This window comes from Parasutterella muris, from assembly GCF_943193095.1.
GTDB classification, from domain to species: domain Bacteria; phylum Pseudomonadota; class Gammaproteobacteria; order Burkholderiales; family Burkholderiaceae_F; genus Parasutterella; species Parasutterella muris.
Genome location: NZ_CALPCV010000017.1, coordinates 1 through 24954, shown reverse-complemented (window position 1 = coordinate 24954; position 24954 = coordinate 1). Strand labels below are relative to the sequence as shown.

The window sequence follows — 24954 nt, the reverse complement described above, 5'->3', positions numbered from 1 at the left end:
ATGTTGTCTTATTTGCTGTACTTTTTAAAGCTGACCGCTGAGCTTGTCGGTCTTTTTTTTGCAATTTCCTTTTTAGTCGGACTTGGCAGATACTTCATAAATCCCAGAAGCAGACTCTTTCAGTATGCAGGGAAAAACAAACTGCTTTCGGCGGCTTGCGGAGCTCTTGTCGGGGCAGTCACGCCTTTTTGTTCATGTTCTACGATCCCATTGTTTGTGGGTTTTATCAAATCAAAAGTGCCGTTTTCAACTTCGGTAGCCTTTCTTATTTCTTCTCCCATTTTGAATCCTGCGATCCTTACACTTATGGGAGTTTTCTTCGGAGCTAGGGTTGCGGTGCTCTATGGCTTGTGCACCTTCTTCTTTGCGGTTTTCTTTGGTCTTCTCTTGGAGCGTCTTGGTTTTGAAAAGGAAGTCTATGACGTGAATATTACGGGCGGAAGTGAGGAGTCTCTCAGTTGGGCAGAGTTAAGCGGAACGACCGGAGAGAAAATCCGTACTGCTCTTCGAAATTCTCTGATTGGTTCTTTGCTTTTGCTTAGAAAAGTATTTCCGTATCTTCTATTTGGCGCTGCCATTGGAAGCGTCATACACGGAGTACTTCCGGTTTCCGTGGTTCAAAAACTTTCTTCGATCCCCGGCTGGCTAAGTATTCCCGTTGCAGCTGTCGTTGGTATTCCTCTTTACCTAAGGACCGAAACAATTATTCCGGCGGCGACCATTCTTCAAAGCTGCGGTTTAGGTCCGGGTGTTTTAATCTCATTGATGATCGGAGGCGGAGGAGCCAGTATCCCGGAAGTCTCATTACTGAGTTCGATCTTTACGAAAAAGATGCTTACCGCCTTTCTGTTATCGGTTTTTATTGTTGCCTGCACCACAGGCTTTATTTTCAATCAGCTATTAGGTTAATTAGTTATGTCGGATTTGAAATCTCTATTCAAAAAAATTTTCATTGCACCCGAAAAGAAGTGCTGCTGCCAGATGAGTATCACTAAAGTGGAAACGAGTGGGAGCTCCGCTTCTAAAGAGGAATCCAAACTGAGGAAAGCTCAGTCAACGAAGGAGACCGCAAAATAATTTGTTTCTGAAGCCAGGACGGAGTGTTTAGCGGAGAATATTTTATTTGTCGAAAATCTTCACACTTTTGTTATATAAGCAGTGAGTTTGAGTATTCCCTCAAACGGTCCTCGGCTTTAGAATGTCGTGAACTTTTTTAAAGAGGATCCGAATATGTGTACTACTTTTATTGTTGGCGGCAAATGTTCTGCAGACGGTTCATTCATCATGGCCCGCAGCGCGGACAGCTCCGCCCTTAAGGCCCAGCTGTTTCTTATTCACCCGGCCAAGGATTATGCCGCCGGCGAAATGTATCGCACAAAGGATCATAATGGCGCAACGGATTTTGTTTACCCGCAGCCCGCTCACGCGATGCGCTACACCTCCGTTCCGAACTGGCAGACCAAACTGCACGGCGCTGTCGGCTTTAACGAAGTCGGTCTTGCCGTTACGGGAACTGAGTCGATTTTTGCGCGTGACGATGCGCTCGCGATCGACCCGTACAACAAAGAGTCCGGCATTACCGAAGATGACATCATCGATATCATTCTTCCTCGCGCCAAGACCGCTAAGGAAGGCGTAGAGCTCCTCGGCAAGATTATCGAAACTCACGGCGCCGGCGAAGGCTTCGGTGTCGGCTTCTGCGACGACAAAGAAATCTGGTATCTCGAAACCGGTACTGGCCATCAGTGGTTTGCTCAGCGCATCCCTGATGATGTTTACTTTGCTTCCGGCAATCAGGGCCGTCTGCGCTTCTATGATCCCGAAGCTCAGGATCAGCTCGCAAGCCCGACATTGGTTGAGTTCGCTGAAAAGAACGGTTTCTATGATCCGGCCAAAGGTCCCTTTGATTTTGCAGCCGCTTACACCCGCAATGACGAGCGCGACCGTATTTACAATGACCCGCGCGTCTGGCAGATTCAGAAGCTCTTTAATCCGTCTGTGATTCAGCCGGTTGATGACGGCAGAGAATTTGCAGTCTTTATGAAGCCGGAACGCAAACTCAGCGTTGAAGACGCTAAGCGCGTGATGAGAGACCATTTTGACGGTTCCGAACACGATCCGTATTCAAATGGCCTTAACGGTAAAGAACCGTGGCGTCCGGTCAGCGTTTTCCGTACATACGAAGCGCATGTGGTTCAGGTTCGTCCTTGGATGCCGCATGCGATCGGCGATGTGATCTATATCGCTTTCGGTATGGCTGATCTCTCCTGCTTCATGCCGTTCTATCAGGGTCTCGAATCTGTTCCGGAACACTATCAGATCGGTACGGATCAGGCTGACAGCGCTTCTGTTTACTGGAAGTTCCGCAAACTTCAGACACTCGTTATGACGAACTATGAAGTTTATGCGCCGCGCGTTAAGAAGGCGTTTGCCGAACAGGAACAGGCGCTCAGCGCCAAACAGGCCAAGCTGGAAGAAGAATACATGGCTCTTGTTAAGACAGACAAAGAGGCTGCGACAGCTCTGCTGCAGAAGGTCAACCTTGAAATGCTTGCCGAAACAGAAGCTCTGTGTGAAAAACTGACCAACCAGGTCTTCACGCTCGCGACAGAAACGATTCAGAAGGACATCTTCTTTGCCAATCGTTCCAAGAAAGACTAATTAAGTCATCGCATAAAAATCAGCCCGCAAGATTCGCTCTGCGGGCTTTTTTTGTCGGCGAAGAATTCATGCAAACAAAAAACGGAGCTTGCGCGCTCCGTTTTTTGATTAGGGACCTAATTATTTCTTAGCTTCAGCGGTTTCCCAAGCTTTAGCAGGATCAGGCCATTTGCCGGTTTCTTTGATAATTTCATCAGCCTGTTTGTAGTTATGGCCGGCGATCTTATGGCACATGACGCAGTTGGTGGGTTTGTCAATGAAGCCCTTGTGCATTGCAGCAACCATCGGTTTCTTAGCGTCATACATTTCAGCAAGATTGTGGCAGCCGCGGCAGTTTCTGAAGTTGTTGCCGGTCATTGTGTCGACCACTCTCTTGGAGAGTTCAGCACGTTTTTCGAGCCACATCTGAGGTGTGTTGAGAGTGCCGCGAAGTTCGCCGAAACCGGAAATGGAACCGGCTTTAGCTTTTGCGAAAAGCAGTTCAACGTAGGCAACCGGGGTCAGCGGACGGTTGGTTTCGTTAAGCAGGTGGCAGTCGGAGCAGCCGGCGGTATAGCCGGAGGGAGTACGGGCGTGCTGGCCCTGTTTCCAGGCGTAAGTTACGCCGTCCATAGAGTGGCACCAGCCGGTGCAGAACTTGTCAGTGCCCGCCCACTGGACGACACCGACGGTGGCGGCGGTAAGAAGAATACCGACAACGACACCAATGACGAGAAGCCAAAAGGTTCCCCATTTACTGGCCTGAGACATATGATCAACTCTTTTGTTCTATAGAGCAGTTTTTAGCGCTCTTTACAGCGGTTGTGAGGACGAGCAGATGAGGTGTATCTGATCGTAACCTCATAATATTATTTTAAGGATTATACAAACAAGTATGGCGCTTTGATTATTTCTTAGAATTTTCCCTGATAATTTTTTGAAGAATTAAAGGAGTCATGAAGACGTATTACCCAAAAAGTGCGAGTACAACAGCTTGCTCGGGGATATGGGCGTAGGCGTCTGAACCAACAGATAACCCATTGGATTTATGAGCAAAACCAACGACATTAAACCCATTGGGAAGGCGGATTGTCACTTCGCCTCCTTTTTCTTTGGGAGGAAGTCGTACCACTTGACCTTTCAGGCAGCAGCTTTTGGGTTCCGCTTCCGGGTCCAAATTAATCGTTGCGCCGGAGGCCTTAAATAAAGCTAAGATTTTGTCCCCGGTCTTAAGGTCCAGCAGTTCCCGGCTTTCTATCGTGATGCTCGACCGCAGGTATTCTCCTTCGCAGATTTTGAGTTTTACCTTGGTCATCGACATTCCGCCGTGCATATCTTCTACAACACAGGGAATGATGTTGCGGATACTCATTTTCAGAGTGTTTGCGGCAAGCGCCGCAAGTCCGCTGCTGCCTTTGTTTTCAATATCGATAATGAGCTGATCTCTGAGTTTGCTCAGAGCGGCAGCGGCTTCAAGAACGGATTCTCCGGCTTCCGTCAGGCGTGCGCCGCCCCCGGAAGATCCGCCGACGATTTTTTCAACGAGTGGAACACCCGCAAGCGCGGACATATTTTCAATAGCCTGCCAAGCGGCCTTATAGCTGATACCGGCACTGCGGGCGGCTTCCGAAATGCTCCCGCACTGCTTAATTTTGCGAAGCACGTCTACGCGCTTGTCGACAACATTCTGAGATAAAGCGTTCGAAATATTGAGCGTCATATTTGAAGTTGAAAGAGTTGTTTTCTTTCGCTATTCCAGATTAGAATAACGACATCGTTAATTCCACATTTTAAATCCTTTTATGAAAACTTTTGCACTTGCCTCCCTTTCTGCGCTCATCTTCTGCGGATCAGCGCAGGCTGCAGACATCAATGTCGCAGTTGCTGCAAATTTCACCGCTCCGATGAAAGATATTGCCGCTGTATACGAAAAGGAAACCGGAAATAAAGTTCTTGCTTCTTTCGGCGGGACCGGTCAGTTTTTTGCGCAGATTAAAAACGGAGCGCCTTATCAGATCCTATTTGCCGCGGATGCTAAAACGCCTAAGAAAATCGAAGACGAAGGCCTAGGTGTTAAGGGCAGCGCTAGACCTTACGCGTACGGAAAGTTAGTGTTGTGGAGCGCGACTCCTGACTTCGTTAAGGAAAGCAAGGACTTTCTTTTAGAGCCCGCAGTAAAGAAGATTGCGGTCGCCAATCCGAAACTTGCGCCTTACGGAGAGGCGGCTTATCAGACGCTTGAGAAGTGGGGCATGCTTGATAAGGTTAAGAATAAGTTTGTGACCGGTGACAATATCGGCAAGGCTTATCAGTTTGCTAAGACAAGCAATGCTGAAGTCGGCTTTGTTGCCCTTTCTCAGGTGTATAAAGGCGGTAAGATGACATCCGGTTCCGGCTGGGTTATGCCTTCGGATCTGTATTCGCCGATTCGACAGGACGTCGTGGTGCTGAATCTCGGCAAAGACAACAAGGATGTTGCTGCGTTTATGAAATTTATGGAAACCAGCCCGAAGGTCAGGGACATTATCCTTTCCTATGGCTACGGTCTTGAATAATTAACAGTAATTATGTTTACAGCGGAAGAACTTCTCCCGATCTGGCTGACGCTCAAGCTCGCACTGATCACGACGGTATTTTTAATCGCTGTCGCGACGCCGGTTGCCTGGTGGCTCTCGCACACAAATTCAAAGTGGCGTGCGCCAGTCAGTTCGATTGTGACGCTTCCGCTTGTATTACCGCCTAGTGTTTTAGGTTTTTACCTTTTGGTCGCACTCGGACCGCACGGTCCCTTGGGAAAGCTAACGGAAGCGCTCGGTATCGGCATTCTGACGTTTACTTTTCCGGGACTTGTGATCGGCAGCATTGTTTACTCAATGCCTTTTGCCGTCCAGCCGCTGCAGGCTGCGTTTGAGTCGATCGGAAAAAGGCCGCTGGAAGTGGCGGCGACATTAGGCGCTCGTCCATGGGATGCCTTTTGGAATGTTGTCGTACCGTTGGCGCGTCCGGGTTTTGTGACGGCAGCGCTTCTGACATTTGCTCATACGATCGGCGAATTTGGGGTAGTTCTAATGATCGGCGGGAATGTTCCCGGAAAGACTCAGGTCGTGTCAACCGAGATCTATAGTTACGTCGAGGCTATGGAGTACGGGAAAGCGCATTGGCTTGCCGGTGGGATGGTAGCTTTCAGCTTTATCGTACTGCTCGGGCTGACACTTCTGAATCGCAAAAATGAGCGTGTAATGCCATGACGGAAAATTGTAGCGCATCTTTACTTCTCAAGCGTGCAGACGGTTTCGAGCTGGATTGTTCTTTCAGCTTTCCGAATAAAGGAATCACGGTCCTATTCGGAGAGTCGGGGTCCGGCAAAACAACGGTGCTGCGGTGCGTTGCCGGACTGGAGAGAGCCCTCGGGCAAGTTCGGATCAGCGGACAGCTTTGGCAGGATGATGCGTGCAATATCTTTTTGCCGACATGGGACAGGCCGCTTGGGTACGTCTTTCAGGAGGCATCCCTTTTTCCTCATTTGACCGCAAAGCAGAATATCGAGTTCGCCGTGCGCCGCTCAAAGAGCGAGAATGCGCGCAGGCGAATGGACGAAGCCATCGATCTGCTTGGAATCGGTCACCTCATGAATCGCCGTCCTGCGGAGCTTTCAGGCGGCGAAAGACAGCGCGCCGCGATTGCACGCGCCGTTGCGACAGAGCCCGCAATTATGCTGTTTGATGAACCGTTGGCGGCGCTCGATTTCAAACGAAAAAATGAAATTCTTCCCTGGCTGGAGCGACTTCGCGAGAGTCTTAATATCCCGATGCTTTATGTGACGCATTCGGCCGAAGAGGTTATGCGTCTGGCCGATCATCTGGTTGTGATGGAGCAGGGCAAAATCAAATCCTCGGGAGAGCTACAGTCGGTTCTGACCAACATTGATATTCCGGTGAAAGTCGGAGAAGATTCCGGCGCGCTTCTGAGAGGCGCTGTGGATTCGATCGATGAACAGTGGAATCTTGCCGCGGTGCGCTCAGGCGATCTCATGCTTTGGGTCAGCGCTGACGGCCTGAAGGTCGGCGATAAGATTTCGATGACGATCCCCGCAAAGGACATTGTGGTCTCGCTGGAAAATCCCGCACATCTGTCGGTGCAGAACCGACTCAAAGGCACTGTGTCCGCTTTGACCGATCTTGCTGACGGCTCAGGCGCTTTGATTCAGGTTTTATGTTCGGGTCAGACGATCGTCGCCAAGCTCACAAGAAAAGCCCTTCAGGACTTATCAATCCGGAAGGGCTCTGAGGTCTGGCTTTTAGTGAAGAGCGTAGCTCTGCACCATGTTTAATCTTCCAACACTTTGACTCTGAAAGACTTCGGTCTGCTTTCCGTGTAGTCAAACGGTACCTGAATTTCGATAGTGCCGCCGCCCTTAATGGCTTTCTCTCCGGAAACGACTTTATATTCTCTCGGTTCAAAAATCTTCTGTGTCTTTGCGCCGTCCGTACCTTCGAGCGTTAGCTGCAGGTTCGGAAGTTTCTGTGAGCGCATGTCCTGATTCTGAATCTGCATCGAAAGCATCCACTTGTTGGGGCCTTCAGCATCCACGCCGCTTTTGAGAATAACCGGCGTTCTCAGAGGCGGACAGTACAGATAGTCGCAGCTCTTTTCCGAAATGGAGTTGAACGGTTCTTTCTGAAGAATTTCCGGCTGAAGGAAAAGTGTGACCTGCCAAGCGGCCACAATGACGCAGCACAGACAGATCAGCAGCATGACAGAGCGGAAGAAACCGGAGGAAGAGGGCGGAACCTCGGGGTCTCCAAGATCATCTTCCGGCGGATACATGATGCCGTCGGCTCCTTTAACGCCGATTTCCGGTTCGCTCGGAGTGACGGGCGCCTCTTCCTTTTTACGTGGCTGAGAAAGCTCGGAAATGTCTTTAGAGAGCGAAGCCATGAGGGCTCGAGGATCGTTTGCGCTGTAGGTTGTTCCGGACGTGTTCGACGGTGCCGCGCTTTGCTGCGCCGCAGCCTGAGGCGCAGCGGGTGCCGGAGCGGGGTTTGCCGCCGCAGGCTTTACCGCGCCTGCTTCCTGCTTGGGAACCACACGCGGAGGAGCCTTAAAATCAGCCGGCACAATTTTCGGAATGTCGGACTTCTGCTCGCCGAACGGCGTCAGAGACGGTTCGTCAGGCAGATGGTAAGAAACATTAGTGTCGCTGAGTTTTGGCTCCATAAATCCTCACTTTGTATTTACGCGATCTGTCCTGCCAGACAGATCCAGCCGTCCATGCTCTTCCATACGGAGAGCGGAGAATCAGGGCGATACGAGCGATAAACTTCAATCAGCTCGTCAGCCTGACGTTCCAGAATTCCGGAGAGCACTAAATGACCGCCGGACTTTACTCTGCCGAGCAGAGCAGGTGCAAGGATTCTGAGCGGGTTGCTGAGAATATTGGCCACCACAACATCAAACTTTCCTTCCGGCATTTGTTCGGGCAGGTAAAAGTGCGCGTCTGCTTGGTTTACTTCCGCATTATAGTTGGCCGCTTCGATCGCCTGCGGATCAATGTCCGTACCGAGCACCTCGGAGGCGCCGAGTTTTTTAGCGGCAACCGCAAGAATGCCCGAGCCGCAGCCGTAGTCCAGAACGGATTTGCCGCTGAGCGAATGATCATGAAGCCATTCCAGGCAAAGACGCGTTGTCGGATGCGTACCCGTGCCGAACGCGACACCCGGATCCAGACGAATGTTGACGGCATCCGGGTTGGGGGGCTCATGCCAGGAGGGGACGATCCAGAGGTCGCCTGCGATTCGGGTCGGCGTGAACTGCGCCTGTGTGATGCGTACCCAATCGTTGTTCGGGACCTCAACGACGTTTTCGATGGTGGGTGTCTCAATGCCCAGTTCCTGTGCGCTGAGTTCAACGACGGCTTTGATGTTGAAGTCGTCAGGGCAGAGCACTTTCAAAAGAGAGCGGTCCCACGCGAAGTCATCAAGTTCGGTTCCCGGTTCGCCGAAGATCGGTTTTTCCTGATCGGTGTCGGCGTCTGCGTCTTCAATGGAGACGGAATAAGCGCCGTGCTCCATCAGAAAGTCAGAGAGCGGTTCCGCCATCTGTTTTGTGGCTAATAGAGAAAACTCGTGCAGCATATGAGTCCTTAACTTTGAACGGAAGCCCGGTGAGAAAGCTTTTCTTCGAGGTAATGAATACTGGTGCCGCCCTGCATGTATTTCTGATCGATCATCATTTCCTTATGAAGAGGAAGGTTGGTCGTGATGCCCTCGATGACCGTTTCAGAAAGCGCGGTGCGCATTCTGGCGATTGCCTGTTCACGAGTGTCGCCGTAAGCGATCAGCTTGCCGATCATGGAGTCGTAGTAAGGCGGAACAAAGTAGCCCGGATAGACGTGAGAGTCCACGCGGATACCGGGGCCGCCCGCCTGATGCAGCGTTGTGATACGGCCCGGACTCGGAATGAACTTAAACGGATCTTCGGCGTTGATACGGCATTCGATCGCGTGTCCCTTAATCTGGATATCGCGCTGGCGATAGCGCAGCTTTTCACCTGCGGCGATTCGAATTTGTTCCTGCACCAGATCCACGCCCGTAATCAGCTCAGTTACGGGATGTTCGACCTGAATACGGGTATTCATTTCGATAAAGTAGAACTCGCCGTTTTCATATAGGAATTCGAAAGTGCCGGCACCGCGGTAACCGATCTTGCGGCAGCCCTCTGCGCAGCGCTCGCCGATTTTCTCGACCAGGCGGCGGGGAATACCGATAGCGGGCGCCTCTTCGATGACTTTCTGATTGCGTCTCTGCATGGAGCAGTCGCGCTCTCCGAGCCAAATGGCATTGCGGAAAGAGTCCGCAAGTACCTGAATTTCGATGTGGCGCGGGTTCTCGAGGAATTTCTCAAGATAGACAGTGTCATTGCCGAAGGCGGCTTTTGCTTCCTGTTTGGTGGTTTGGACCGCATTGATGAGCGCCGCTTCCGTGTGGACGACCTTCATGCCGCGTCCGCCGCCACCGCCGGAGGCTTTAATAATGACCGGGTAGCCGACCTGACGAGCGATTTTGATAATTTCGGAAGGATCGTCCGGGAGCGCGCCGCCGGAGCCGGGGACGCAGGGCACGCCCGCTTCGATCATCGCTTTCTTCGCGGAGACTTTATCTCCCATCAGACGGATGGTTTCCGGTCTCGGGCCGATAAAGACGAAGCCGCTTGATTCCACGCGTTCAGCGAAATCGGCGTTTTCAGAAAGGAATCCGTAGCCCGGATGGATGGCTTCAGCATCGGTGACTTCAGCGGCGCTGATAAGCGCGGGCATATTCAGATAGCTCTGATGAACAGGCGCCGGTCCGATACATACGGACTCATCGGCAAGCCGAACATATTTTGCGTCTGTGTCCGCAAGAGAATGGGCGATAACGGTTTTGATGCCCATTTCTTTACACGCCCGCTGAATACGGAGCGCGATTTCTCCTCGGTTTGCGATAAGGATCTTACCGAACATAGATATCTCTCTGGTTATTCAATGACGAAAAGCGGCTGACCGAATTCAACCGGAGAAGCGTTGTCAACGAGAATTTCCTTAACGGTGCCGCTGACTTCGGCCTCGATTTCGTTAAGCAGCTTCATCGCTTCGATGATGCACAGAGTGTCGCCCTTTTTGACTTGAGTGCCGACTTCGACAAAGGGGTCGGCGCCGGGGCTCGGGGCGCGGTAGAAAGTTCCGACCATCGGGCTTGTGACCTGAGTTCCGGAAGGCGTGTTCGCGGTGACGGCGGGCGCCGGAGCTGCGGGCTGAGCGGCCGGTGCGGCAGGAGCTGGAGCCGCGTAGACAACAGGCTCCGGAGCGCGGGGCGCAGCGGCAGCTGCAGCCGGACGGTTGACGATTTTGACATGATCGCCTTCTTCTGTGATTTCGATTTCAGAAATGCCTGAAGCCTGAACGAGGTCGATCAATGTTTTAAGTTTTCTCAAGTCCATGGAAAAGCCTCTTTATATAAGAGAGATAAATTAATTAGTTGTCGAGAAGCGCGTCCGCAGCCAGAAAATAGCCTTTGGCGCCTAAACCGATCACGCAGCCTTGCGCGATATCGGACAGATAGGAATGGTGGCGGAACGCTTCGCGTTTAAAGATATTGGATAGATGCACTTCGACAAAAGGAATCTGCACAGACAAAAAGGCATCGCGGATCGCGATGCTGGTGTGCGTATAGGCGCCGGGGTTAATAATAACGGCGTCAATTCCTTCTTCTTTGGCCTGCTGAATACGGTCTACCAGGTCTCCCTCATGGTTGCTCTGATAGTAGCTCAGCTTCGCGTCTTTTTCTGATACGTAGGCTGAAAGCGACGACTCGATATCCGCGAGTGTCTTATTCCCGTATTTGTCCGGTTCACGAGTTCCCAGCAAATTGAGATTCGGCCCGTTAAGCAATAATATTTTTTTCATAGAGTTATATCCCGAGCTATAGCGGGAATAAGTCAATATTTCGCAAGTATAGGGCTTAACTGTATTTAAAACATTAAAAATCTTCTCTTTTGCATGATTTTCTTTCAAATAACCTTAAAGACTATTTGGGAAAACGATGAGAAAAGATAGACGAAGATAATGAAAAATACAGGATTAGACTCGTGTCGAGTCGATTAAACGCGTGAGTCCGTCAATGTCGACGGATTTTGCCGCTTCGAGCGGAATTTGCCACGCGTCCGGAGTTTTTTCGCTCTTTTGTCTGACAGGGGGCTGTGTTTCAAATACCTTGACTCGGACCCAAACGGTCATGCGGTTGACCGCAAAGTATCCGTTCGGTTTTAAGGGTGCCTCAAAAACGACTTCCTCCGCAAATTCTTTCCTGCCGGATTTCGGATTAGGCAGAACGGTAAAGTCGACATCCCGATCAAGCAGGGCGATTTGGAACGCTTTTAAGTCCTCGCTCACCGCCTGAAGACAGATATCGGAATATTGATCGGCGCACCCGCTGAGAACGCCTTTGGTGAGCCGAGGCTGAAACGCAGATAGTTCGCGCATAATAAAGAGCGCCGTTTCTCTGAGCTCAAGCAGTCGAAGGGCATGCCCCTGCGGGTCGTAAATGCTGTAGTGACAGCGCAGAGCCGATTCAATTTCTTCGTCTGAGGGCTGACGGAAAACCGGTACGTCGTAAAACTCCGCGATTTTGCTTCTCGCCTCGCTCCAATCCCGACCTTCGGCAATGAGTTCGGCGGTTTTTGCCGCTAATTCACTAAATTCTTCTAACTTGTTTCTATTTTTCATGAAATTTATCGATACTCAGACCGATTTTTCTTTATTTCTCTAAGAAGAGCAATCATAACGAGCGCAAAAAAATTGTGCGCACCTAAAAAGTATCAAATTATCACGATCTGCTTCTAATTAATGGCACCGTATTTGTTAGTAAGGACTCGCTTACTAAAGTTTTTCTTCAGGTATTTTCTTCTGAGTCCTCTCCGCTGTATATTGGACTCCGAACTATTTTCTGACGGAGCATAAGGTGCATATTCATATTCTCGGCATCTGCGGAACCTTCATGGGCGGTATTGCCCAGCTGGCAAAGGCAATGGGCTTTAAAGTAAGCGGCTGTGACGCAGGTGTTTATCCTCCGATGTCGGATCAGCTGCAGCAGGCAGGAATTCATTTAATTGAAGGTTACAGCCCGGATCAGCTTACACTCGGCGCGGATTTATATGTGATCGGCAACGCTATCAGCCGCGGCAATCCGCTTTTGGAAGCGATCCTGAATCAGGGCCTTCCTTATACGTCGGGTCCGCAATGGCTGTCTGAAAACATACTGGTGAATAAGCATGTGCTTGCGGTTGCCGGGACACACGGTAAAACCACAACGACATCCATGCTCACATGGATGCTGGAAGACGCGGGTCTGAATCCGAGCTTCCTGGTGGGCGGCGTTCCGCAGAATTTCGGCTGCTCGGCAAGACTGACGGATTCTAAGTTCTTTGTCATTGAAGCCGACGAATATGACACCGCTTTCTTTGATAAACGAAGCAAATTTGTTCACTATCGTCCGAGAACTGCGATTCTGAATAATCTTGAATATGACCACGCCGATATCTTCTCCGATCTTGCGGCGATTGAGCGGCAGTTCCATCATTTGGTGCGGACAATCCCTTCGGAAGGAAAGGTCATCTTTAATAATAAGAGCGAAGCGCTGCGCAGGGTTCTTGCGATGGGCCTTTGGACGCCGGCGGAAAGTTTCGGTTTGGAAGAAGACGCGGATTGGCGTCTGGTTGATCATGAGGGCTGGAGAGTTTCGGCTGGCGGTAAAGAGCTTGGCTGGATGCAGCTTGATCTGCCCGGAGAGCACAATCGTCTGAACGCGCTCGCTGCGGTTGCCGCGGCGACGACCGCCGGCGTGAGTACGGAAGAGGCGCTGGATGCGCTCACTCGCTTCCACGGCGTCAAGCGTCGTATGGAAGTTAAGGGCGAAGTCGGCGGAATTCGCGTCATTGATGACTTTGCGCACCATCCGACCGCGATAGAAGAAACCATTCGAGCGGTTGCGGCCAAGACCGACGGAGGGCGAGTCATTGCGGTATTTGAGCCGCGCTCCAACACTATGAAGCTCGGAGCGGTCAAGCAGGCGCTTGCGCCGAGTCTGTCTCAGGCGGCTCAGGTATTTGCTTTCCAGGGGCCGTCCGTGAGCTGGGATATTCAGCAAGCGCTCAGGCCGATCGAAGACAAAACACATGTCTATAAAGATTTGCACGTGCTTGCGCACGAGGCAGCCGCTGCTGTGAATCCGAAAGACATTATTTTGGTTATGAGCAACGGAAGTTTCGGTGGGGTTCATGGGATGATCCTCGATGAGCTGAAGGCTCGTTTTGGTCAGAAAGCCTAAAGAGTCTGCGATGAGAACCACTCTGTATCTGCACGGATTTTTATCGCATCCGGATTCTAATAAAGGCAGCCTTCTGCGCTTGGCACATGAAAAGGCCGGTATCCCCTTTGAGGCGCCGGAGCTTTACATGTCGCCTAAGGAAGTCGCAGAGCTGCTGACAAAAACGGTTTGCCGCCTCGGCGCGGAAAACGTCAATGTCGTCGGCTCTTCTTTGGGCGGCTTTTACGCGGCTTGGCTTGCCGAGCATTTTGATATTAATCGGGCGGTTTTGCTGAACCCCGCGCTCGGCAATTGGGGCAAAGTGGATTTTCGCCCGGGCTGGATGCAGGTCAGCGGCATTGATAAAAAGATGTACGTGTGCGAATCCTTCATGGATGAGCTCAATGAGATGCTGGTGCGCGAAGTGACGCGCCCCGAGCGCTGCCTCACGCTGCTGAGTCTGAAGGACGAGGTTCTCGATCCGACTGTTACAGCGAAGATGCTTGCTAAGACCAAAATCATCGAGATAGCGGAAGGCGATCACAGAATTTCGGACTTTACGCCCTATGTTGAGCCGATTCTTGAGTTTCTTCGCTCGTAAGAACGGTTAAAGTAGACGCGCTGAAGAAGTTTTCTGTGCGGCAAGCGCAGAAGAAGCTGAAAACATATCTGCTCGCTTAGAATTGCAGCAGAACGAGATTTAAAAAATTTGTCGCTGAGTTAACTCCTGCTTAGCGACTGAAAGGCCGGCATGAATTTATTTTTTGAAGAAGACGGAGCATTTAAAGTTGGAACGGAAAAGAGTTCGACTCCGTCTGCCTGTCAGGTGGAACTTCCGACAGGTAAGCGGATTAAAGCAAAACGCTCTCACATACTGATTACGTTTGAGAACCCGAGTCCGACAGAATTTCTTAGATGTGCTCAGGAAGAGGCTGAGACAATCGATGTGGATCTTCTCTGGGAGTTTTCTCCCGAAGGCGACTTCACGTTCGGTGCGATTGCCGACGAGTATTACGGCGCTGCGCCTACGGCGGTGCAGAAAGCGGCGATTCTTCTCAAACTACATGCCAATCCGGTTTACTTCTACCGTAAGGGAAGAGGCTCCTACCGAAAAGCGCCGGAGGAGACTCTGAGACTGGCTTTGGCCGCCATCGAGCGCAAGAAAGAACAGGAACGCGTCAAAGACGAGTATGTGCGCAAGATTACTGAAGAGCATAAGACTCCTGAGGCAATCAAAGCCAAGGCGATTGAGCTTTTAACCAAGCCTGATAAGAATTCATTGGAATGGAAAGCGGTTAAGGAAGCAAGCGACAAGATCAGCACTTCTCCGCTGCGCATGCTTTTAAATGTCGGAGCGATTAAGAACGCCTGGCACTGGCACGTGGACAGCTTCTTCACGGTCAATTTTCCGCATGGCAAAAACTTCCCGGGAAATTTAGGCACGCCTCCCGCAGATGTTCATGAGGAGCTTCCGATTTCGGACGCTGTCGCGTTTTCTATTGATGATTCGGAAACGACCGAGATTGATGACGCGATTTCCGTGACACCGCTTGACAACGGCCGTACAAGAGTCGGCATTCATATTTCCGCACCGGGACTCGGCATCACACATGACTCTCCTATAGATTTGGCTGCAAGAGAGCGCATGTCCACGGTTTATGCACCGGGGCTGAAGACCACGATGCTGCCGAAGAATTGGATTGAAGCGTTTACGCTGGACGAGGGCAAAGCGTCTCCTGCGGTTTCTTTATACGCGGTCGTGGACAACGAGACCTTCAGCGTGATTTCGACCGAAACCCGGCTTGAACGGGTGCGGGTGGAAAAGAATCTGCGCTATGACCTGATTGCCGACAAAGTCACGGAAGAAACGATTAAAAGCGGCTCTTTGGATGTGCCCTTCAGCAGTGAGATTATTTGGCTGTGGAACTTTGCCAAGGTACTTCTTAAAAATCGTGAAGAAGTTCGGGGCAGACCCGAGCCTGTCGGCCGCATTGACTGGTACTTCAGTCTGAAGGGCGAAGACGAGAATGCGGAGATCGAGCTGAAAGGCCGCCGCCGCGGCGACCCGCTCGATTTGCTGGTTGCGGAAATGATGATTTTTGCGAACTGCACTTGGGGCGCGTGGCTTGAAGAGCGCGGTACCGCGGGAATTTATCGTTCACAGCGCGCCGGCCGCGTCAAAATGACCAGCGTGCCCGGACCGCATGACGGAATCGGCGTGCCGTATTACGCATGGTCGACTTCGCCGCTGAGACGCTATGTGGACCTGATCAATCAGCGTCAGATCATCTCGACGCTGAAAGGGGAGACTCCGGCGCTGCGAAGCAACGACAGCGAATTGTTTTCGATTATTTCGCTCTTTGACAGCAACTACTCGGCCTTTAATGACTTCCAGTCAAGAATGTCTCGTTACTGGTCGATGCGCTGGATTGAGCAGGAAGGTATTAAGGAAGTTAAGGCAAGTGTTGTTAAAGGAGACTTGGTTCGCGTCGAAGGCCTTCCGATGGCTCAGCGCGTGCCCGGACTGCCGGAGCTTCCGCGCGGACAGTCGGTTTTGATGCGTGTTTTGAATTTGGACTATGTCGAACTGGTGATGGAATGCAGTCTCGTCAAAGTGCTCGATGAAACGCATGAAGATGACTTTGATGACGAAATAGAACAGGAAGAAGAGGAAGGGGAGAAACTTTCTGCTGATTCCGAGGAAGGGGAAAATCAGACTGCAGCGGTTGAAAATCAATAGATATTCAAGCGCTGTATGCATGAGTTAAGATTACAAAAACAGAGGAGCAGGAGATATTCGATGAAAAAGCTTACAAAACTGGGAGTTGTTGGGAACCCGGTAGCGCATAGCTACTCCCCCGCGATCCACGAATTATTTGCCAAGCAGTTCGGAGACAATATTTCGTACGAAAAAATAGAGATTCCGATGGGGGAATTTGAAAGCGCCATCGGAGATCTGATTGATGAAGAATATTTCGGAATCAACGTGACGATCCCGTTCAAAGTTGACGCCTATCGCTGTTCTACGAAATGCTCCTCTCAGGCCAGACAGTCCCGAGCAGTGAACACACTGACTTTTCAGGGCGGCAAGATTTTAGGCGAGAACACGGATGGAAGCGGTTTTATTCGCGACCTTGAAGAACGTCTGAAGTTTGCCGTCAAAGGGACGTCGATTTTGATTTTGGGTGCGGGCGGCGGCGTGCGCGGTATTCTTCCCGCGCTGATGGATCGTCAGCCAAAATCCGTGACGGTTGCCAACCGAAGTACTGCAAGAGCTTCTGAACTTTGTGACGAATTCGGCATTCAGAGCATTCTTTACGATGAAACCGGTTCGGAAAATTACGATCTCATCATCAACGCGACTCCGACCAGTCTTCAGAATAAAGCGCCTTTGGTCTCTCCCTTTGCTTTTGACAGCTGTACATTGGCGTACGATTTGGTTTATGCGGCTGTGCCTACTCCCTTTATGGAGCTCGCAAAACGCGGCGGCGCAAAAGAGGCTTCTGACGGACTCGGCATGCTGGTCGAGCAGGCCGCCGATTCCTATGAGATTTGGATGGGACATCGTCCGCAAACCGCTTCCGTCTACGAAGCGATTCGCAAAATGCTCACGGCTTCTGCGGCTTAACTCCTCTCAAACCCCGCGTTTGAATTTCTAAGGAGATTGATTTGGGTACGATCAATCCAGATACACCTCTTCACGATCCGGATTACGACATCGCTGTACGTGATCCGGAGGCGGCTGCGCGCGGTTTAGCGATTATTCAGCAGCTGCTTGATGAAGGAGAAGAGGCCCAGGAGCGCAAAGACCTAAGGGTCGGCGAAGAAGTCAGGACACTGCTCCGCGATACGCTTTCGGGGCTGCACCCTGCGGATATTGCCTACATTCTTGAAGCGCTCCCACTGGATGAGCGTCTCATCGTCTGGGACTGCGTGCGCGCGGGCCGAGACGGTGAGATCCTTGTCGAGGTAAACGAGGGCGTACGAGAAACGCTTATCGACGCGATGAACCGCGACGAACTTGTGGACGCGGTCGAAGGACTGGATACCGACGAAATCGCAGACTTGGTCGAGGACCTCCCGCCTGACGTTGTCGCGGAGGTTCAGGAAGGACTTTCGCACGAAGAGAGAGCTCAGCTTCGTGCGGCGATGAGTTATCCCGAGGACACGGTCGGTGCCCGCATGGATTTCGAAATTGTTTCGATTCAGCAGGATGTGACGCTCGATATCGTGCTTCGCTATCTCCGACGGCTGAAAAAGCTTCCGGATCATACGGACCAGGTCTTTGTGATTGATCGGGACGAGAAGCTTATGGGCACGCTGCCGGTTGATCGAATTCTTACGCACTATCCGGAGGATTCCGTTAAGAACGTGATGCTGACGGAAGTACTGCGGCTTTCGCCTCTGGAAGATGTGAGCGACGCCGCTCAGGCGTTTGAGCGATATGACTTGGTGAGTGCTCCGGTGGTGGACGAGACCGGACGACTGGTCGGTCGTCTGACGGTTAACGAAGTTGTTGACGTCATCCGTGAAGAAAGTGATGAAGAAGCTTACGGTGCCGTCGGTTTGGATGATGATCAGGACTTATTTGATTCGGTTTGGTCATCGGCGAAAGGCCGCTGGCTGTGGCTTGGTGTAAACCTCTTTACCGCTTTCTTTGCTTCCCGCGTGATTTCCGCTTTTGACGGAACGATCGAGAAAGTTGTCGCTCTGGCGGCGCTGATGCCGATTGTCGCCGGTATTGCGGGTAATTCGGGCAACCAGACTCTGACGCTTCTGGTTCGATCTTTAGCGACCGGTCAGATTACGGACGCCAACCAAATCGACGTGGTGAAGAAAGAGGTCTTGGTCGCGATTGTGAACGGTTTCATCTGGGGCATTGTTGCCGGTCTTTTTGCCTGGGCGCTTTACTACAACACGCCGGACGGCAAACTGCTGGGGCTGACAATGTTCCTGGCGATGTTGCTGAACATGCTGATGGGTGCGATTGTTGCGATTCTTGTTCCGATCACATTGAAAAAACTCGGCCGCGATCCGGCGATGGGCGGATCTGTCCTTCTCACCTTTATTACCGATTCAGGCGGATTTTTTATCTTCCTGGCGCTTGCGACGTATATATTTGGACTATCTTCCTAATGGATAGACAAAATGAAAACATCGCTTGCATCATCCGCTGCAGTATCTCTTTTTATTCTCGCATCGGCCGGGGCGTCGGCAGCTGAAACCGGCCCGCTTCCCGGCGTACATTCCGAAGAACTGATGAACGTCGTCGTGGTTTCCCGACACGGTGTTCGTTCTCCGACGCAGTCGGCAGAGAAACTGGAGTCCTGGTCTTCGAAGAAGTGGCCGAATTTCGGGGTCGATCCCGGCATTCTCACAAAGCGCGGCTACTATCTGGTAGAGCGTACTTGGGCGCTGAATCGCACTCGTGCGCCTTTTACATACGGGACTTGTCCTAAACCAGATGATGTTCAGATCATCGCCGATACGGATGAGCGAACCATCGCGACCGCCAAAGCGCTGAATGAAGGTTTGTATCCGGGATGCGGCTATCAGGTACGAACGACAGATAAAAAGCATTCCGCCCTTTTTTCTCCTTTGAAAGCCAAAGTATGCAAGATTGAGTATCCGAAAGAGCTTGCCGAGAAGCTGACGGAACGGGCCGCAGGCTTTTCGAAGATTTACGGCAGCGAGATAGCCGAAGTCGAAAAAATCCTAGGGCGGGAGCTCACAGGGAAAATGCGCGGTAAAGCGAGCAAACATAAAGTCGGTTATGAAGGCGCGCCGTATTCCGCTGCGAGCATCACAGAGATTTTTGCTTTGGAATGGGGACAGTTCCCCGGACAAAAGGCGGGCTGGGGCGTATTGGACTGGCCCGGCATTATGCAGCTGATGCCGCTTCGAGTCGGTGTATTTACCGCACTGAACCGCGATATGGAAGTTGCCGCTTATAAAGGCTCTGCGCTTGCGAAAAAGATTATTGACTCTCTGGATCATGGTCCGAAATACACCTATTTGGTCGGGCACGACACGAACCTTGCAAATCTCGGGGCGCTGTTTGATCTGAACTGGAAGCTTCCGAACCGCGCAAAGAACGAGAACACGCCGGGCGGTTACTTAACATTTGAAAAGTGGCTGGTGAACGGCGAAGCTGAAATCCGAGTTTATTATTCCGCGCTGACACCTGAACAGATGAACGCGGAAACGGTTACGGAGCCGACAGCGGACTTTGAGATTCTGCCTCGCGGCGTTAAGTTTGACGAGTGGAAGAAAGCAAGCAGCCGCTTCTTGTTTAGTAAGTGCATTGAAGACGGCGCACTTTAAAGCGCGATTGTCTGATTGAAGCCGGAGCCAAAAACTTCGGCTTTAATTTTTATGACCGGCTTTGATTTTCCGCAGTCGTCCCGTTTGCGAAAGTTTTTTCAGTAAGACATCTGCTTTAGACATTGTTTGGGTATAAGCAATTAACTCTTGGCTCTAAAGCGGCTTCAGGGCTGAGAATGAGCGGGTTAGTTTGAAGTAGGCGCTCGCGACCAATTTTGCGACGAAGAGTTTTATTTCTTGACCGGCGTGTGGAGTTTTGTTCCGGGCTCCCGGCGAGAAGACTCTCTATATTGCAGGAGACACCATTTTTTATGATGAAGTTGCAGCAGTTCTGGAAAAGTATCGTCCGGAAGTCATCATTCTCAATGCCTGCGGTGCCGCTCTTCAGTATTTCGGCAGACTGATTATGGACGCCCATGATGTTTTAGAGGTTCATAAGGAAGCGCCGTATGCGAAGACCATCATCAGCCATATGGATAATGTTGCGCACGCAACGGTATACAGAGCAGGTATGCGGAAGTTTGTCGCAGAGCACAAGATGGAGAAGAGCGCTCTTATCCCGGAGGATGGAGAGACGCTTGAATTTTAAGATTCAGTTTTTTAGCTGAGATACACCAGGAGCCGGATCTGTATTTTCCGGCTTTTTTGTGCCCGGAAGGAAGATCCGACAGATTTGGTTTCTTTGCTCAGATAGTTTTCTTGGGCTGGGAAAATACGAATTGAGAGAGGGGGGTGTTTGGAGAGCCGGAAAAAGAAAAATCGCTTGGCGGACAAGGGCTGCAGATGACGAACTCATGGGGAGCGGACTGATTTAACCCGGTATTTGTTCGTGTAGAGGAATTTGTCTACAAATAGGAGGGTTTTTCCTATAAATGTAATCGTGTATACGTTTTTTCTAATTTAGCTGTAACAGTAATTACAGACATGATTAATGGGGAGAGGCGATAATTTTCTCCATAGAAATAAAGACACAGACCACCTCACCACAGGTCCTAGAAATAGTTTCATAAAAGCCGATAAAGGCTGTTTTTCTCAAGGAGTATTCAAGAATGAAAAAACTTTTAGCTGTTGCAGTGTTAGCTGCTTTCTCAACAATGTCCTATGCTGCCGACAAGGTTCTGAACGCTGACATCGTCGTCGTCGGTCAGGGCGCAGCCGGTACAGCCGCGGCTTTCGCCGCCGCTGAAAAAGGCGCGAAGGTTATCGGTCTTGAAAAGAAAGCGATCGCCGGCGGCACAGGCAACTTCTCAGAAGGTATTTTCGCTGTCGGCTCCAAGATGCAGCGCGACTACTACATTCCTCTGACAAAGGACGAAGCGTTTAAGAAGATCATGGCTTACGGCCACTGGAGAAGCAACGCCCGCCTCGTCAGAGCCTTCGTTGACAAATCCGCCGACACCGTTGACTGGATGCAGAAACACGGCGTTAAATTCGAAAAACTGACAACCAATTACCCGGGCGGTCTCTACACATGGCACATCTATGAAGGCCGCGGCGCCGGCTGGATCAAGCTCTTCCAGGAAAAAGGACAAAAAGAATACGGCATGGAAGTGCTCTTCAACACTCCGGCTGAAAAGCTTCTCATGAAAGACGGCAAGGTCGCCGGCGTTATTGCTAAAGACAAAGACGGCAACACCGTTACTGTTAACGCCAAGGCTGTGATTATCGCTACCGGCGGTTTCGCTGATAATCCTGAAATGATGAAGAAGTACACACGCTTCCCGGATACAGACGGTCTGGCTCAGTCCGGCAAGAACGGTGTCGGTATTCAGATGGCTTGGTCCGCAGGCGGCGGTAAAGAAGGTCTGGAAGTTCAGCAGTCCTATCGTCCGGGTCCGAGAGCCGTCGGAACAACAAACCACGTTTCCGCTACAGCTAAGCAGCCGCATCTTTGGCTGACACCGCAGGGCGAACGCTTCACCGACGAAACAATCATGGGTGACTGGCCCGCAGCCGGTAACGCTCTTGAAAGAATCGGCGGCCAGATGTGGGTTGTCTATGACAACAAGAACCTCGACTCTATGAAGCACGACGGTATTGTTCAGGGTGTTGGTGTTATGGTTCCGATCGGTGCCAAGCTCACCAACTTCGACAAAGAATGGGATGCCGCTGAAAAGGCCGGCTGGGCAGTCAAAGCCAACACTCTTGACGAACTCGCCAAGAAGACTGGTATGGATCCTGCCAAGCTGAAAGCCAGTGTTGAACAGTACAACCAGGCTGCTGAACAGCGTCATGACGCCCTCTTTGCTAAAGATCCGCAGTACATCTTCCCGGTCAAACAGGGTCCCTTCTACGCGATCAAGAGCGTTGCCTCCTCTCTCGGCACACTCGGCGGTATCAAGGTTAACGACCGTCTGCAGGTTGTTACCGACAAAGATAAGGCAATCCCGAACCTCTACGCTGCCGGTTCTGACGTCGGCGGTATGTACGGTGACTCCTATGACCTCCTGATGGCCGGCTCCACAATCGGCTTCGCCGTCAACTCCGCTCGTATCGCTGCGGAAAGCGCGATCAAGGATCACAACATCGCTGCTAAGAAGTAATATTTCTGCGATAACTTAGACAAGACCGCCTTCGGGCGGTTTTGCCGTTTCGGGCTTCTCAGAACGCAAAAGCCGCTCACGTATACTTTATCGACGACTAAAATAATCTCTCAGTCGGGAGAAGAGTGTGCAAAAGACCAACCACAGAACAAATACCTATTTTTGGAGCGCCTACAGTTTTTCTACGCTCGGCCGTTTTGTACACGGCATGGCGCTCTCCTGGGTTGTCTGGACGTTAACCAAGTCTCCGCTTTGGCTAAGCGCGATTGCGTTGCTGTCTGCGCTTCCCTCTCTGCCGCTCGCTCCGATTGCGGGCCAAATCGCCGACCGATTTCACCGCCACCATATTCTTTTAATCACACAGACCTTCGGCTGCGTGATTGCCGCTCTGACCGCCTGGCTGTCTTATGAGGGCGATCTCGGGCCGTATCAGCTTGCACTGCTCGCGCTCTGTTTCGGCATCATTACATCCATTGACGGCCCGTGCATGCACGCGATGCTTGTGGAAACCGGTGAAACCGTTTCGGAAGCGATTGCGCGGCAGTCTCTGATTATGAATATCGCACGCTCCGTGGCGCCGATGTTTGCGGTATTTATCATTGAAAGCGTCGGAGCAACCTGGTGCTTTGCGATGAACGCGGTCTGCTTTATTCCGATGATCGCTTTGATGCGCATTGTCCGAATTCCGAACCGTACGACGGAGGAGGAACGCAAAGAAAGCGTCAATATGGGTTCAGTTGAACTCTTTATGCGGTATCGAATCTTGCGCGACATCCTTCCTCAGGTGGCCTGTCTGTCCATTCTGGTGATGCCTGCGGTCGCACTGCTGCCGGCGATTTCTCTGAAAGGCAGCGAGCTGCTGAGTTTCGGCTCCATGTCCTCCGGTTTAGGTTTCGGAGCGGTGGCCGCCGCGGTTCTGATGCAGAGAAACCGCGGAATCATTGACCATGTAACAACCGTATGGATGGGCGGCTGGGTCACATGTATCGGTTTTGCGGCACTTCCCGCCTTGGATTCACTGACTTCGCAGTGGCTGTGCGCATTGGTTGCCGGCGCATCGCTGACATTTTCTTTGGCGAGCGCGAATAATCTGGTGCAGAGCCGAGCGCCCAATATTTATCGAGGGCGCTTTTCGGCGATGTATTTAGCTGTGATGCTCGGTTTTGTTCCGATCGGGCAGTTTATTCTCGGACTGGCTTCCGAGAAGTTCGGCGCAGTCCATTCAGTCAGGGCATGCGCTATTTTGGCGATGATCCTGATGGTTATCTTTGCGTATTTGGCTTCGGAAGGCAAAGACAAGAATCAGGATGACGAGGCTTCTTCTTCGTAATTAATCGTTTGATTAAACCCAGTCGTAGATATCTTTAAAGAGTTCTGAACGAACAAAGACGTTACGGCCGGATTTTCTTATGAGTTCTTTAGCGCTCCAGTCGGAAAAGAGTCTGCTTACTGAGACTCGTGTGAGATTGACGACCGATCCGTACTGTTCATTGGTGAGATCAAGCGGGATTTTCATCCATTGATCGTCGACGATCGGCTTGTCATAGCTTAGGAGCAGCACTTTAAGCAGAGTGCGCAGGCGGTCAGCCGGTTCAAGTGTAAAGTTTGCGACCATCGCCTCAATGGAGCATTCCTGTTTGATAGTTACGTGCTTGGCCATTTCCAAACCAAACTCCGCGTGTTCGAGCATATAGTTCGGAATGATGTTCGGAGACATGGAAAGAACTTCGCAGGTGCCGATGGCGCGAGTGGTCACATTGACTCTGGTTCCAGTGAGCGCAGAGAGGTCGCACGCAGCACGATTTGGAATCAGTAGATTGAGCACACTTGCATGGCTCTTATATTGGTCGGCAATGTAATAAGCCAGCGCTCCTTTTGTAACAAGATATAACTTATTATTTTCTCCCTTGGCCTTTAAAAGCTGGCGTGAATGAAATGTCAGCGGGACTCCATACTCATGAAAGAGTTTGATGACGGTGTCGGGTTCCTTTGGAGGAATCCAGGGGAGGGCATGGAATACAGGTCGGACGCATCAGAAATTAAATAGAAGACCACGATAAGGGTTTCCTTTTGAAGGGAGACCTTAGCCCAGGGAGCCGCTAGATGCGTATGCAATCATTCATTGCAGCCAGCATATCCTCAATTTTATTCAGCCTCGCCCTGATCACCGGTTTGGACGGCGCCTCTTTGCCCGTTGTCTCTTCCAAGCGTGTTTGGATTTTCGTCGTGAAGTTTAGGGCGATCTTGTTAAGCAGTGTTCTTCCGGCCAGATACTGAGCGTTTGTGCACTGCAGCCGATCCTGATTAAAGGCCATATCTAACGCCCAATGGCCTTTGTTTTCAATTGCCCAGTGCTGACGAATGGCACGATGCAGAACCTGCTCCACATTCGGGGCATCGTACCTTAATGATGAGATGTAATAGCGGACCTGAGGCCCAAGAATTTCTCCGGTGTTTTTCTTCACCGTGTCAGTGACGGCTTCCACGATCGATCCTTCATCGAGGCCAACCCATTTATTAAGAATTTCTTCCGGTAAAAGAGCTCCCGGAAGAACTCGAGTTTTTCTTTTCGTAATTTTGCCGCCTTGGTCTGTTACCGAAGGCCG

The 24954-nt window shown here is 51.2% G+C and carries 23 protein-coding genes and 1 pseudogene; 14 read left to right on the top strand and 10 right to left on the bottom strand.

All coding sequences use genetic code 11. The annotated features are described in order from the left end of the window. Both NFR90_RS07385 and NFR90_RS07380 read left to right on the top strand, forming a co-directional pair. Positions 1–909 (top strand): permease, encoded by a 909-nt coding sequence (locus NFR90_RS07385; RefSeq protein ID WP_160335418.1) that lies wholly within the window; start codon positions 1–3, stop codon positions 907–909. 321 nt (positions 910–1230) lie between these two features. Next, on the top strand, positions 1231–2661 hold the full coding sequence (locus tag NFR90_RS07380; protein WP_251451931.1) for a C69 family dipeptidase: 1431 nt from the start codon (positions 1231–1233) through the stop codon (positions 2659–2661). Positions 2662–2781: 120 nt separating this feature from the next. Here NFR90_RS07380 and NFR90_RS07375 read toward each other — a convergent pair whose 3' ends face one another. Both NFR90_RS07375 and NFR90_RS07370 read right to left on the bottom strand, forming a co-directional pair. Continuing rightward, entirely contained in the window at positions 2782–3411 is a 630-nt protein-coding gene (locus NFR90_RS07375) for a NapC/NirT family cytochrome c (RefSeq protein ID WP_160335416.1), read from the bottom strand. Between the two features lie 196 nt (positions 3412–3607). Then, positions 3608–4360 carry a LysR family transcriptional regulator gene (locus tag NFR90_RS07370; RefSeq protein ID WP_160335415.1) on the bottom strand — a complete coding sequence of 251 codons (753 nt, stop codon included), beginning with the start codon at positions 4358–4360 and terminating at the stop codon, positions 3608–3610. A gap of 82 nt (positions 4361–4442) precedes the next feature. On the opposite strand from NFR90_RS07370, the gene modA reads away from it, so the two are divergent. Genes modA through modC form a run of 3 tightly spaced genes read left to right on the top strand, consistent with a single transcriptional unit; the run spans position 4443 to position 6970 of the window. After that, positions 4443–5195 (top strand): molybdate ABC transporter substrate-binding protein, encoded by a 753-nt coding sequence (modA, locus tag NFR90_RS07365; protein ID WP_251451928.1) that lies wholly within the window; start codon positions 4443–4445, stop codon positions 5193–5195. 12 nt (positions 5196–5207) lie between these two features. Beyond that, complete coding sequence (gene modB / locus NFR90_RS07360) at positions 5208–5888, top strand: molybdate ABC transporter permease subunit (protein WP_160335413.1); 681 nt, start codon at positions 5208–5210, stop codon at positions 5886–5888. After that, positions 5885–6970, top strand: coding sequence for a molybdenum ABC transporter ATP-binding protein (gene modC / locus NFR90_RS07355; RefSeq protein WP_251451925.1), 1086 nt, complete (start codon positions 5885–5887; stop codon positions 6968–6970). The genes modB and modC overlap by 4 nt, the downstream gene beginning before the upstream one ends. On the opposite strand, the gene NFR90_RS07350 is transcribed toward modC, so the two are convergent. From NFR90_RS07350 to NFR90_RS07325, 6 genes are all read right to left on the bottom strand, one after another. Then, positions 6967–7857 (bottom strand): DUF3426 domain-containing protein, encoded by an 891-nt coding sequence (locus NFR90_RS07350; protein WP_160335411.1) that lies wholly within the window; start codon positions 7855–7857, stop codon positions 6967–6969. The genes modC and NFR90_RS07350 overlap by 4 nt on opposite strands. A gap of 17 nt (positions 7858–7874) precedes the next feature. Next, positions 7875–8774, bottom strand: coding sequence for a 50S ribosomal protein L11 methyltransferase (prmA, locus tag NFR90_RS07345; RefSeq protein ID WP_160335410.1), 900 nt, complete (start codon positions 8772–8774; stop codon positions 7875–7877). An 8-nt stretch (positions 8775–8782) separates the two neighbouring features. Further along, positions 8783–10141, bottom strand: coding sequence for an acetyl-CoA carboxylase biotin carboxylase subunit (gene accC / locus NFR90_RS07340; RefSeq protein ID WP_160335409.1), 1359 nt, complete (start codon positions 10139–10141; stop codon positions 8783–8785). A 14-nt stretch (positions 10142–10155) separates the two neighbouring features. Beyond that, positions 10156–10617 carry an acetyl-CoA carboxylase biotin carboxyl carrier protein gene (accB, locus tag NFR90_RS07335; protein WP_251451922.1) on the bottom strand — a complete coding sequence of 154 codons (462 nt, stop codon included), beginning with the start codon at positions 10615–10617 and terminating at the stop codon, positions 10156–10158. A 34-nt stretch (positions 10618–10651) separates the two neighbouring features. After that, positions 10652–11083: a type II 3-dehydroquinate dehydratase gene (gene aroQ / locus NFR90_RS07330; RefSeq protein ID WP_251451919.1), complete on the bottom strand. Its 432-nt coding sequence runs from the start codon at positions 11081–11083 to the stop codon at positions 10652–10654. A 174-nt stretch (positions 11084–11257) separates the two neighbouring features. Further along, complete coding sequence (locus tag NFR90_RS07325) at positions 11258–11902, bottom strand: hypothetical protein (RefSeq protein ID WP_251451916.1); 645 nt, start codon at positions 11900–11902, stop codon at positions 11258–11260. A gap of 235 nt (positions 11903–12137) precedes the next feature. Here NFR90_RS07325 and mpl point away from each other — a divergent pair, with 235 nt between their 5' ends. The 9 genes from mpl (at position 12138) to NFR90_RS07280 (ending at position 23678) form a co-directional block, all read left to right on the top strand. Beyond that, on the top strand, positions 12138–13502 hold the full coding sequence (mpl, locus tag NFR90_RS07320; RefSeq protein WP_251451912.1) for a UDP-N-acetylmuramate:L-alanyl-gamma-D-glutamyl-meso-diaminopimelate ligase: 1365 nt from the start codon (positions 12138–12140) through the stop codon (positions 13500–13502). A gap of 10 nt (positions 13503–13512) precedes the next feature. Further along, the gene (locus NFR90_RS07315) at positions 13513–14082 is read left to right on the top strand and encodes a YqiA/YcfP family alpha/beta fold hydrolase (RefSeq protein WP_160335404.1); all 570 of its coding nucleotides are present in this window, start codon (positions 13513–13515) and stop codon (positions 14080–14082) included. Between the two features lie 150 nt (positions 14083–14232). Next, positions 14233–16221: a ribonuclease catalytic domain-containing protein gene (locus NFR90_RS07310; RefSeq protein WP_251451909.1), complete on the top strand. Its 1989-nt coding sequence runs from the start codon at positions 14233–14235 to the stop codon at positions 16219–16221. Positions 16222–16281: 60 nt separating this feature from the next. Next, positions 16282–17109 (top strand): shikimate dehydrogenase, encoded by an 828-nt coding sequence (gene aroE / locus NFR90_RS07305; RefSeq protein WP_251451906.1) that lies wholly within the window; start codon positions 16282–16284, stop codon positions 17107–17109. Between the two features lie 50 nt (positions 17110–17159). Next, the gene (gene mgtE, locus NFR90_RS07300; protein WP_370267275.1) at positions 17160–18617 is read left to right on the top strand and encodes a magnesium transporter; all 1458 of its coding nucleotides are present in this window, start codon (positions 17160–17162) and stop codon (positions 18615–18617) included. A 12-nt stretch (positions 18618–18629) separates the two neighbouring features. Further along, positions 18630–19805, top strand: a complete 1176-nt coding sequence (locus NFR90_RS07295; RefSeq protein ID WP_160335400.1) for a histidine-type phosphatase — start codon at positions 18630–18632, stop codon at positions 19803–19805. 256 nt (positions 19806–20061) lie between these two features. Further along, complete coding sequence (locus tag NFR90_RS07290) at positions 20062–20394, top strand: MBL fold metallo-hydrolase (protein WP_251451903.1); 333 nt, start codon at positions 20062–20064, stop codon at positions 20392–20394. Positions 20395–20854: 460 nt separating this feature from the next. Then, entirely contained in the window at positions 20855–22348 is a 1494-nt protein-coding gene (locus NFR90_RS07285) for an FAD-dependent oxidoreductase (RefSeq protein WP_251451900.1), read from the top strand. A gap of 127 nt (positions 22349–22475) precedes the next feature. After that, positions 22476–23678 (top strand): MFS transporter, encoded by a 1203-nt coding sequence (locus NFR90_RS07280; RefSeq protein WP_160335397.1) that lies wholly within the window; start codon positions 22476–22478, stop codon positions 23676–23678. A 12-nt stretch (positions 23679–23690) separates the two neighbouring features. On the opposite strand, the gene NFR90_RS07275 is transcribed toward NFR90_RS07280, so the two are convergent. Together NFR90_RS07275 and NFR90_RS07270 are read right to left on the bottom strand one after the other, a co-directional pair. Next, positions 23691–24104, bottom strand: coding sequence for a helix-turn-helix domain-containing protein (locus NFR90_RS07275; protein ID WP_251451897.1), 414 nt, complete (start codon positions 24102–24104; stop codon positions 23691–23693). Between the two features lie 343 nt (positions 24105–24447). After that, positions 24448–24954, bottom strand: a pseudogene (locus NFR90_RS07270) (hypothetical protein); the annotation flags it as partial.

Coding starts and splice junctions, on each gene's coding strand:
- NFR90_RS07310 (WP_251451909.1), top strand. CDS start 14,233: ATGAATTTATTTTTTGAAGAAGACGGAGCATTTAAAGTTGGAACGGAA.
- accC (WP_160335409.1), bottom strand. CDS start 10,141: ATGTTCGGTAAGATCCTTATCGCAAACCGAGGAGAAATCGCGCTCCGT.
- accB (WP_251451922.1), bottom strand. CDS start 10,617: ATGGACTTGAGAAAACTTAAAACATTGATCGACCTCGTTCAGGCTTCA.
- modA (WP_251451928.1), top strand. CDS start 4,443: ATGAAAACTTTTGCACTTGCCTCCCTTTCTGCGCTCATCTTCTGCGGA.
- NFR90_RS07385 (WP_160335418.1), top strand. CDS start 1: ATGTTGTCTTATTTGCTGTACTTTTTAAAGCTGACCGCTGAGCTTGTC.
- aroE (WP_251451906.1), top strand. CDS start 16,282: ATGAAAAAGCTTACAAAACTGGGAGTTGTTGGGAACCCGGTAGCGCAT.
- NFR90_RS07380 (WP_251451931.1), top strand. CDS start 1,231: ATGTGTACTACTTTTATTGTTGGCGGCAAATGTTCTGCAGACGGTTCA.
- NFR90_RS07350 (WP_160335411.1), bottom strand. CDS start 7,857: ATGGAGCCAAAACTCAGCGACACTAATGTTTCTTACCATCTGCCTGAC.
- NFR90_RS07315 (WP_160335404.1), top strand. CDS start 13,513: ATGAGAACCACTCTGTATCTGCACGGATTTTTATCGCATCCGGATTCT.
- NFR90_RS07370 (WP_160335415.1), bottom strand. CDS start 4,360: ATGACGCTCAATATTTCGAACGCTTTATCTCAGAATGTTGTCGACAAG.
- modB (WP_160335413.1), top strand. CDS start 5,208: ATGTTTACAGCGGAAGAACTTCTCCCGATCTGGCTGACGCTCAAGCTC.
- prmA (WP_160335410.1), bottom strand. CDS start 8,774: ATGCTGCACGAGTTTTCTCTATTAGCCACAAAACAGATGGCGGAACCG.
- NFR90_RS07325 (WP_251451916.1), bottom strand. CDS start 11,902: ATGAAAAATAGAAACAAGTTAGAAGAATTTAGTGAATTAGCGGCAAAA.
- NFR90_RS07285 (WP_251451900.1), top strand. CDS start 20,855: ATGAAAAAACTTTTAGCTGTTGCAGTGTTAGCTGCTTTCTCAACAATG.
- NFR90_RS07375 (WP_160335416.1), bottom strand. CDS start 3,411: ATGTCTCAGGCCAGTAAATGGGGAACCTTTTGGCTTCTCGTCATTGGT.
- aroQ (WP_251451919.1), bottom strand. CDS start 11,083: ATGAAAAAAATATTATTGCTTAACGGGCCGAATCTCAATTTGCTGGGA.
- NFR90_RS07295 (WP_160335400.1), top strand. CDS start 18,630: ATGAAAACATCGCTTGCATCATCCGCTGCAGTATCTCTTTTTATTCTC.
- modC (WP_251451925.1), top strand. CDS start 5,885: ATGACGGAAAATTGTAGCGCATCTTTACTTCTCAAGCGTGCAGACGGT.